9 protein-coding genes are annotated in these 9179 nt (G+C 35.2%); 8 read left to right on the top strand and 1 reads right to left on the bottom strand.

Features of this window, described 5'->3' with window-relative positions:
• Positions 1–377 precede the first annotated feature (377 nt).
• The 8 genes from ZA05_RS00165 to ZA05_RS00125 all read left to right on the top strand — a co-directional run bounded on the left by ZA05_RS00165 (position 378) and on the right by ZA05_RS00125 (position 8063).
• On the top strand, positions 378–1130 hold the full coding sequence (locus ZA05_RS00165) for a DUF6090 family protein (protein WP_053989847.1): 753 nt from the start codon (positions 378–380) through the stop codon (positions 1128–1130).
• 355 nt (positions 1131–1485) lie between these two features.
• Positions 1486–2040, top strand: coding sequence for a hypothetical protein (locus tag ZA05_RS18270; RefSeq protein ID WP_197276022.1), 555 nt, complete (start codon positions 1486–1488; stop codon positions 2038–2040).
• Positions 2033–2326: a hypothetical protein gene (locus ZA05_RS00155; RefSeq protein ID WP_053989846.1), complete on the top strand. Its 294-nt coding sequence runs from the start codon at positions 2033–2035 to the stop codon at positions 2324–2326. The genes ZA05_RS18270 and ZA05_RS00155 overlap by 8 nt, the downstream gene beginning before the upstream one ends.
• A gap of 26 nt (positions 2327–2352) precedes the next feature.
• Positions 2353–2670: a hypothetical protein gene (locus ZA05_RS00150; protein ID WP_053989845.1), complete on the top strand. Its 318-nt coding sequence runs from the start codon at positions 2353–2355 to the stop codon at positions 2668–2670.
• Between the two features lie 95 nt (positions 2671–2765).
• On the top strand, positions 2766–4208 hold the full coding sequence (locus tag ZA05_RS00145; RefSeq protein ID WP_053989844.1) for a WD40 repeat domain-containing protein: 1443 nt from the start codon (positions 2766–2768) through the stop codon (positions 4206–4208).
• A 370-nt stretch (positions 4209–4578) separates the two neighbouring features.
• Positions 4579–5211, top strand: coding sequence for a GyrI-like domain-containing protein (locus ZA05_RS00140; protein ID WP_053989843.1), 633 nt, complete (start codon positions 4579–4581; stop codon positions 5209–5211).
• A gap of 876 nt (positions 5212–6087) precedes the next feature.
• On the top strand, positions 6088–7248 hold the full coding sequence (locus tag ZA05_RS00130; RefSeq protein WP_053989841.1) for a S9 family peptidase: 1161 nt from the start codon (positions 6088–6090) through the stop codon (positions 7246–7248).
• 188 nt (positions 7249–7436) lie between these two features.
• Complete coding sequence (locus ZA05_RS00125; protein WP_053989840.1) at positions 7437–8063, top strand: bifunctional 2-polyprenyl-6-hydroxyphenol methylase/3-demethylubiquinol 3-O-methyltransferase UbiG; 627 nt, start codon at positions 7437–7439, stop codon at positions 8061–8063.
• Between the two features lie 100 nt (positions 8064–8163).
• Here ZA05_RS00125 and ZA05_RS00120 read toward each other — a convergent pair whose 3' ends face one another.
• A complete protein-coding gene (locus tag ZA05_RS00120) occupies positions 8164–9015 on the bottom strand; it encodes a universal stress protein (RefSeq protein ID WP_053989839.1) in 852 nt (283 codons plus the stop codon).
• Positions 9016–9179 lie beyond the last annotated feature (164 nt).

Raw genomic sequence — 9179 nt, 5'->3', positions numbered from 1 at the left:
AAATGCCATTAAATTATATAACGAAGTAAGATTACACTTATCTTTAGATTTTAAAACACCTAATATGGTATACAAATTAACCGCTTAAAACTATGTTTAACCTGTAGCCATATTTCAGGACGAGACAGATTATATTTCTCCGAAATATTGCTAAATAAGAATATTATAAAGCGAATTAAACTCATAAAAAAATAGTTGTCTTTGTCATTAAATCAAACAACTTACAACGCAGTGTATAATTCATTGCTTCCGATTTTCCTCACGGAAAATCCTCGCAAATTTGCTATCTTCGGTTTACGGCGTAAAATCCTTGCGGATTTTCACGCAACCAAAACATAGCCAAACCATTGTGCTTCATTATGACCAACCAATAACTAATGATAAAATTCTTTCGTAAAATACGCTATAGCCTTGTGAGCGATAATAAAATGGGGAAATACTTCAAATATGCAGTTGGTGAGATTATTCTTGTGGTTATAGGTATTTTGATCGCATTGCAGATAAATAATTGGAACCAATCAAAGCGTGACAAGAAATTTGAGACAACAATGCTCAAGGAAATTAAAGGTTCGTTAGAGTCAGATCAGTTTACAATAAAAATTTTAAGGCGATTTATACAAAGAAAACAAATTAGTATACAAGAACTCTTAGAAATGACAGGTTCAAATAAAGTTTATCAAGACACTGTGTTGTTAGAGTTGTATAACAGTATGAATATTCCACTTACCTTTAATTACAACAAAGGAGGATATGAAGCAATAAAATCTGTTGGGATTAATAGGATTACTAATGATAGTTTAAGGAATATGTTAATATTAACTTATGAAGCACTCTTGCCAAGAGCTGAGCGAATTATTGCTATTAGATCTGAAGAATTAGCAAATAATGATTATAAATTAAGTCTGCATAATGCCTTATGGAAGCGTATTAGAATAAAAATGCCTGATAACACCTATAAATTAGTTAGCCAACCATTAGATCGAGCAAATTTTTTAAATCAAACAGAATTTTTAGATCGCATAAAAATAGAACAAGACATTGTTAACATGTACAATTTTTGGTTGGGAAATGTTGAAAGAGACGTTCAAAAATGTTTAGAGGTGGTGAGTAAAGAATTGGATTATGATTAAATTCTTTAGAAAAATTAGGCAAAAACTGTTATCTGAAAACGAAATAACGAAAGCACAACAATGTATAACCGCAATTACGGCGGATTCGACTACGTCCGAATCCACTCGGAATTGCTAACGACAGTGCTAAATCGAAAAACAAAGTAAATCAAACCGAAAAAAGGTCAACCTATTTCAGTATAATACACACGAAAACGAGGTTAATTTCGTTGGCTAACGTGAAAATTTTGTGGAATTTTATAAACTAAAAATTTGACGTTAGTCAGAATTTGACAAATAATTAATGAACAGACGGAATTTCAAAATTTTGAGACTTTATACAATTAGTCTACTATGTATAGTCTTATTTTACTTTTTGGATAATTCTAATATTATACCTGAGCTTGTTAAAAAATCCGAAAGAGGACGTTATGGTGACTTCCCTGTATTTTTTCTAACAGGATTATTTAAATATGGATTATTCTTTGTTGGAATAGGAATTTTTTTAATTGTGAGTTTTTTATTAATCAAAGAAAAATTATCCCAAAGCTCAAATACGAAACCAAATAAAAAGACTCTTGAAAATGTGGAAAATTATGCAGAAAACCGGATTTTAAGATTGGTAGTTTTTCACAATTTTGGAAAACATGAAAAAATAATTTCGGAAAAAGCGACAAGTGAAATTATAAGAAACACAATGAATTCTATCAATTGGAATAAATTTCATATTGTACAACTTGAAGATGAAAATCATAATGCTTTGCATGTAAGTGGAAGCTTAAGCGATGATGGTTTGGCTTCTACATTTACGAAAGGTGATAACCTTATCCTGATGGTTAAACCAATCGAAACAGTTGAACAAATGGTTGAAATACTAATTAACTTTTTAAAAGGAGAAGAAATATGGAGAAATAAATACAAATATGAATAACTTTATTATAGCTTCAATCCTTTTATTGATCACTAGTTGTCAAAAAACTAAAAACATAGATAATTTTGATTATGGCACAATAAAAGGCCAAACATATTTCAACAATTATTTTAAAGCATCAATCAAACTGCCAAATGATTGGACAATTTTAACTGGCAAGGATTTCACAAAGTTCATTGAGAGTTCAGTAATGGAAAACTCTAATAATAAAAAGGAACTTTCAGAAGCCATAAAAGCTTCTGAAATTAATAGAGCAGAACTACTTGCCCTTATAAACACCCATTAGATATTGATTCAAATAACCCAAGCATATTGATTATTGCTGAAAACATAAAACAATTTCAAAATCAAATAAGATCAGGTAGAGACTATCTAGGCTACTCAATACCTACAATTGAAAGGTTGATTCCAGATATAGAAATTACAGAGGGCTTTAAAGAACAGAATATTGGAGGTTTAGATTTTTGGCAAATGCATGTAAAACAAATGACCGACTATGGACAAATGGAGCAATTATTCAATTCTACCGTCATCAAAGGATTTAGCTTTCTAATAGTATCATCATATTCCAACGAAAAAGAAAAAGAAGAATTGGATAATATCCTCAACAATATTAAATTCAAAAAATAACAATTGCCTACAATGGCTAAAAGTATTAGCCTGCGCTCTCCTACTTCCGAAAATCAAAAAACCTTATAACACTTTTTAAACCTAAACTATACCTAATGAAACTAAATTACTTTTTTACCCTACTTTTTTTCAACACCCTGCTTAGTTTTGGACAATGGTCCCAAATTGGGCAAACCATCAACGGAGAAAATGCAGGAGATGGCTCTGGGGTGTCGGTAGCGCTTTCCAATGACGGCTCCATAATGGCGATTGGCGCAGACTACAACAATGGCAATGGCACTGACGCTGGACATGTGAGAGTGTACCAAAAAGAATCTGAGAATTGGGTTCAAATTGGCCAGGATATCGATGGCGCTGTGAGTTTTGATTATTTTGGTCTGTCCGTTAGTTTATCTGGTGATGGCAATATCGTGGCTATAGGGTCGTATTTTCACAGCCTTGATATCAATACTCCAAACATAGGTCAAGTTAGAGTTTTTCAAAACCAGTCTGGCAACTGGGTGCAAATAGGACAGGATATCAACGGAGAAGCTGAAGAAGACCATTCGGGGTATGCTGTCAGCCTATCTTCCGATGGAGATATCGTTGCCATTGGAGCACCCAACAACCATGGAAGCGGAACGGATTCTGGCCATGTAAGGGTGTTTGAAAACCAAGCTGGAACTTGGGTTCAAATTGGCCAAGATATCGATGGGGAAGCCAGTGAAGACTATTTTGGTTCTTCGGTAAGTATTTCTGCAAATGGCGATATCGTGGCTATTGGATCAGATTCCAATGATGGCAACGGAACCGATTCTGGCCATGTGAGAGTCTATGAAAACCAAGCGGGAACATGGGTCCAAATTGGGCAAGATATCGATGGTGATGCCAGTGAAGACTATTTTGGCTTTTCAATAAGCTTGTCTGATGACGGCAATATTCTAGCTACCGGAGGGATAGGTGCCGACACCGGTTATGTCAAAGTTTTTGAAAACCAAGCCGGAGCTTGGGTTCAAATGGGACAAGATATCGAAGGTGAAGCTAGTGAAGATGCGTTTGGATGGTCTGTTAGCCTGTCTGCCGATGGTACTATTCTTGCCGTAGGAGGCGGAAACAATGATGGCAATGGAAGTGACTCAGGACATGTACGCGTGTTTCAGAACCTATCAGGAGCCTGGACACAGATTGAAAGCGATATTGATGGAGAGGCTGGAGCCGATTATTTTGGACAGGCCGTATGTTTGTCTGGTGACGGCTCAAGTTTAGCAGTGGGTGCTCCTGGCAACGATGGCAATGGCACAGATTCTGGACACGTTAAGGTTTATGAAGTGCCCGTGAATGTACTTTCCTCTAAGGATATCACGATGCTTGACAACTACAGAATTAAAGTTGAAAACTCCAAGATCATTGTATTAACCAATGAAGAAATCGAATTATCCATTTATAACTTAAATGGCGTAAACATTAACAATGGAAACTTAGAGCAAGGAGCAGTTTATCTGGTAAAAATCAATAATGAACAAGGAAATTGTATCCTTAGAAAAGTTGTCATCATCTAATTTTCTAAATTATGATTGGTTATAGTTCCAAGGTCTCAGCTGTGTACGATAACAAAATTATTTGAATACTTTTATTCTAAACTATACCAAACAACAACAGCTCCATTTTTGGAGCTGTTGTTGTTTATCCACAATTCAGGCAACCTATCGATAGCTCAAAGTGAGCTTTAAACCTTAGATTCATCCAAATTGAGCCTCCAATGGGTTTGGTCGCTATTTAGTCTGCAGTCATCACTATGAATTGTGCCTGCCCAAAATCTCTAGTCAATGTGTATGTCTGTTTCTTTAGTTATCTTTAAAGCAACCAAAGCCACAATTTAATTCAGCGCCGACCACTAAACTGCTGCATAGCCATAAAAAAGGGAAATCAATGAAACACGAATGGAGAAAATCTGAAAAATCTATTTACTTACCCAAGACAAAACCTATGGTAATTGACGTCCCTGAATTTCAATATATTGTTTTAAAGGGCGAAGGAAATCCTAACAATGAACTCTTTTCTAAATATATCGAAGCATTGTATAGTGTATCCTACGCCATTAAAATGACCCTAAAAAAAGTAGAAAAGCCGCCCAAAGGATATTCTGACTGGACCGTATACCCACTAACAGGCATTTGGGATATTACAGAAAACGCCAAAAAGAATTATACCGGTAAATTAAACAAAGATGACTTGGTTTTTGATTTAATGATACGACAACCGGATTTTGTCACAAAGGATTTTTTCCACAACATGCTTGAGTTTACAAAAAGTAAAAAGCCAAATGTGCTTTTGGATCAAATGGAGCTAAAAAACATTAAGGATGGAAAATGTATTCAGATGCTTCACATTGGCAGCTATGATGACGAACCTGAGAGTTTTAGAAAAATGGAGGAATATGCCGCAGGGATAAACCTGAAAAGAAAAGATAAAACACATCGAGAGATTTATCTGTCTGATTTCAGGAAGGTTCCTTCGGACAAGTTAAAAACACTATTGAGATTTCAAGTTCTTGATGAATAAAACTAGGAGACTCCATTTTATAATCGGTTTAGTTTTCGTGATGCTTGGGTTTCTCATCAAAAGTCTGTATCGCCCCTATGCCAACGCAAATAATCTAAGGGACTTTGGCTTTTCAAATAGCGCTCCTAGTCTTTTATACGTAACCGGGTTTTCATTGCTTCTATTGATCAACCCAAAATTCAACGTTTTTTATACCGCAATTATCGTTGTGATTGGCTCGATATTATTTGAATTTCATCAATATCATGGTAATGGACAATTAGATATTCTTGATATAATCTATTCAATAGTCGGTGGAATCCTGACCATAGTAATCAGTAAAATAATGATGAAAACTAAGCGCCACTCGATTTAAAGTTTGTTGCCCTGTTTTGGAGTAGGAAAAAAATTAGACTGTCCATTAGTTATAGACAAAAGCTAAAACATCATTTGGTAAAATTACTGAAAACAAAGGCATAAAATCAAAGGCAATATCCATTCATGCCCACCATGCGTTAATGGGTGGATACTAACCTTAATTCTCTCTTTTGTTCTTTCTGGTTGTAATACTAAATTTAATTAGATTTCAAGCTTAAGTAGTGTAAAGGGTATTCATTTTCTATCCACTTTTACGGGTTTTTGAATTAATTTCCCCACAAACGCCCCACTCCAAATAATCTTTTATTTTTTATAATAGCGTAATCACATACTTTAAACAACAATAATTATATAAAGTTATTGGCAGTGCTATGCACTCACTCCAACTTCACTTCAAATTTTATTCTTAAGAAAAACCTCTCCCATACACAATATCAAATCCTATTTAACTATCTTTAAATAAGCACCTTAAACACAAACATTCCGATCAAGGCATACTGCCACCTTAAAAGCAAAGCTATGAAACGATATATCTGCCTTATGCTTACTGTTTTCAGTTATATTTCAATCTGGTCTCAAGACACAATGTTGTGCAAAGGAGAATATTGGTCTGAAGATGAAGCCGCATTGATTATGAAAAAGTTTGCTGCTCAATGGCATGATTTGGCATCTTGGGAGGAAAGAGCCAATAGAATCAAAAAAGGCATTATTGAAGGCCTACAATTGGAACAAATGCCAAAAATTTCAGGAACCTTTAATGCCATTATCAGGGATAAGAAAAAAATGGATGGCTATATTGTAGAAAATATTGCCATAGAAAGCTTTCCTGGTTTCTATATCACAGGAAATCTTTACAGACCCACAAAAAAAAACAAAACATACGCCGCCATTTTAAGTCCCCACGGTCATTTAAAAAACAAAAGGTTTACTCATTATGTTCAAAAGCGCTGTGCTACATTGGCACGTATGGGAGCCATAGTATTTGCATATGACATGGTGGGGTACGGAGAAAGTAACGAAGTAAATCATGATATCCCTATTGCATTGCTCCTCCAAACCTGGAACAGCAAAAGAGTACTAGACTATTTATTGTCTCGACCCGATGTAGATCCTGAACGCATAGGAATGACCGGAGGATCTGGAGGCGCCACCCAAACATTTATTTTAGCCGCCATTGATGACAGAATAAAAGCATCTGCCCCTGTGGTTCAGGTATCGGCACACTTTTTTGGGGGTTGTGTTTGCGAAAGTGGTATGCCCATACACAAAGGCTATGACCACCAAACCAACAATGTAGAGATTTCGGCACTATGCGCTCCCAGACCAATGCTATTGGTTTCTGATGGGAATGATTGGACACGTAACACCCCTTTAATTGAATATCCTTACATCCAAAAAGTATATGCTTTATATGATGCGGAACATAAGGTAGAAAATGTTCACTTACCAATGGAAAAACACGATTACGGTTTCTCAAAGCGTACAGCCGTGTATAATTTCTTCTCTCATCATCTGGAACTTGACAGCAATAACATCCCTTACGATGACGGTTACCTAGAAGATTTTATAACCATATTACCCGAAGAAGCACTTACAGTTTTCAAAAACATGCCTAAACCAACAAACTTGTTGCAAGGTGACAAAGCAGTTATGAAGTACCTCGATATTCACATTAAATAATGCCTCCTAGTTTTAGCATAGCTTACAATATCCACTACAAATTAAGTCATCCATCAACGAGAAATTCAAACAATCTAATATTACCAAGTTTTCTATACACCCTTGACACATTACCATTCTTTTTTATTGTAAATTCGTTTCCATGACTATACTGAGTTTGTAAAAGTGACACAAAAACAAATACAAAAATGAGTGACAATTGGTTAAAAAGATGGAATGACCGATATCAGGAAAAAGCCTATGCCTACGGTAAAAATCCCAATGAATTCCTAAAAGAACAAATCCAAAAATTAAAAATCGGGTCCATTCTTTTTGGGGCTGAAGGAGAAGGCAGAAATTCTGTGTATGCAGCAACACTTGGTTGGAATGTCTCTGCATTCGACATAAGTATTGAAGGCAACAAAAAAGCAATGCAACTCGCCAAAGAACATAACGTATCTATCGATTATCGGGTAGGCCAATTACCTAATTTAAAGTTTGATCCTGGCCAATTTGATGCCATCGCGCTTATTTACGCCCATTTCCCCTTGAATATAAGAACGGAATACCATAAACTGCTCGACCAAAAATTAAAAAAGGGAGGGAATATTATACTAGAGGCTTTCAGTAAAAACAATCTAGAATACAGATCCAAAAATCCTAAAATTGGAGGGCCACCAACCACAGAATTACTATTTTCAATCGATGAAATAAAATCTGATTTCGAAAATTACGAGATCTTAGAATTGGTAGAAAAAGAAATTGAACTAAGCGAAGGGCTGTATCACAATGGTAAAGGTTCCGTAGTGAGGTTCGTTGGAAGAAAAACACACTGATGGTTTATCCACAATGTAAACATGTAAACATCTTTTCAATCCTTCAGGTCTCATTTTTAAAAATTAACTGAAATCGATGTAAACCAATGCCATCCCTTCTCTATTTTCTACCCCGCTTGGTAGGGATAACAAAAAATGGAATGTTCAAATGAAAACCAATTTGGTTTATAGTAGATTTAAAAAATAGGTTTTCAAAAAAGGAGTGCTTGTTGTTGATCATCACCAATAAATTTACCCTAACCTTTAATTGAAAATTAGCAATGGCTTCCTGTACACTTTCATTTTGTACACTATGGAACACATAAGCCGAATGCTTAAAATACGTCTCTAATTTTTGTTTATTCTTTTCTTGATACTCTGTCAAGCCATTTTCCTTAAGCACATGTAAAATATTCACCCTAGAAATATTACTAGCAATAAGATCCAAAATGGGCTGTACATGCTCATCTTGAAAGTCAATTTGGTAATCTGTGGGAAACAAAATCTCATGTGGGGATTCATAATTAAACGTATCTGGAACTGCAATAATGGGACATTTAACTTTTTTAAAAACAAATACGGTATTGGATCCAAAAAGAATTTCCCTAGCACCCGTAGCCCCTTTAGTTCCCATAACAACATAGTCAATAGATTTATCCCTTACCTCTTCATTAATCTGTTCAACCAAGGTGTTAAATATGGATATGGTTTCTATGGAATGCTTTGGATTGTTGAATTCCGTTTGCATCCTTTCCTTCAAGCTTTCCAAATGCTTCAGGGAATTTTCTTTATAGCTATCCAACATTCCATCTGGTTCGGGAACTACCAAAAGGTATTCTACCTGATATACCGCTGGCGCATAGGTATTCAACAGGAAAAAAGTACACTCTTCATTTTTGAATAATTGCAAAGCATATTTTATAGCATTCCAAGAGTTTTTGGAAAAATCTGTTGGTAAAAGTATTTTTTTCATGGCCGTAAATTTTAGAACTCAATGATCCTAAACACACTCCCTATCATGGGTCCAACTCCTAGTTAAATTGGCACTATTTGATACGCTGAATTCAATAGAAAGAGCCCAATTAAAAAAAGAAGTATGTAGAAAACCTGCACGAGTTTAATATTTATAAACTCCAA

Source organism: Mangrovimonas sp. TPBH4, assembly GCF_001280505.1.
Lineage (GTDB): Bacteria > Bacteroidota > Bacteroidia > Flavobacteriales > Flavobacteriaceae > Mangrovimonas_A.
Note: the sequence above shows the minus strand (reverse complement) of the source record. Positions and strands in the feature narration are given on the sequence as shown.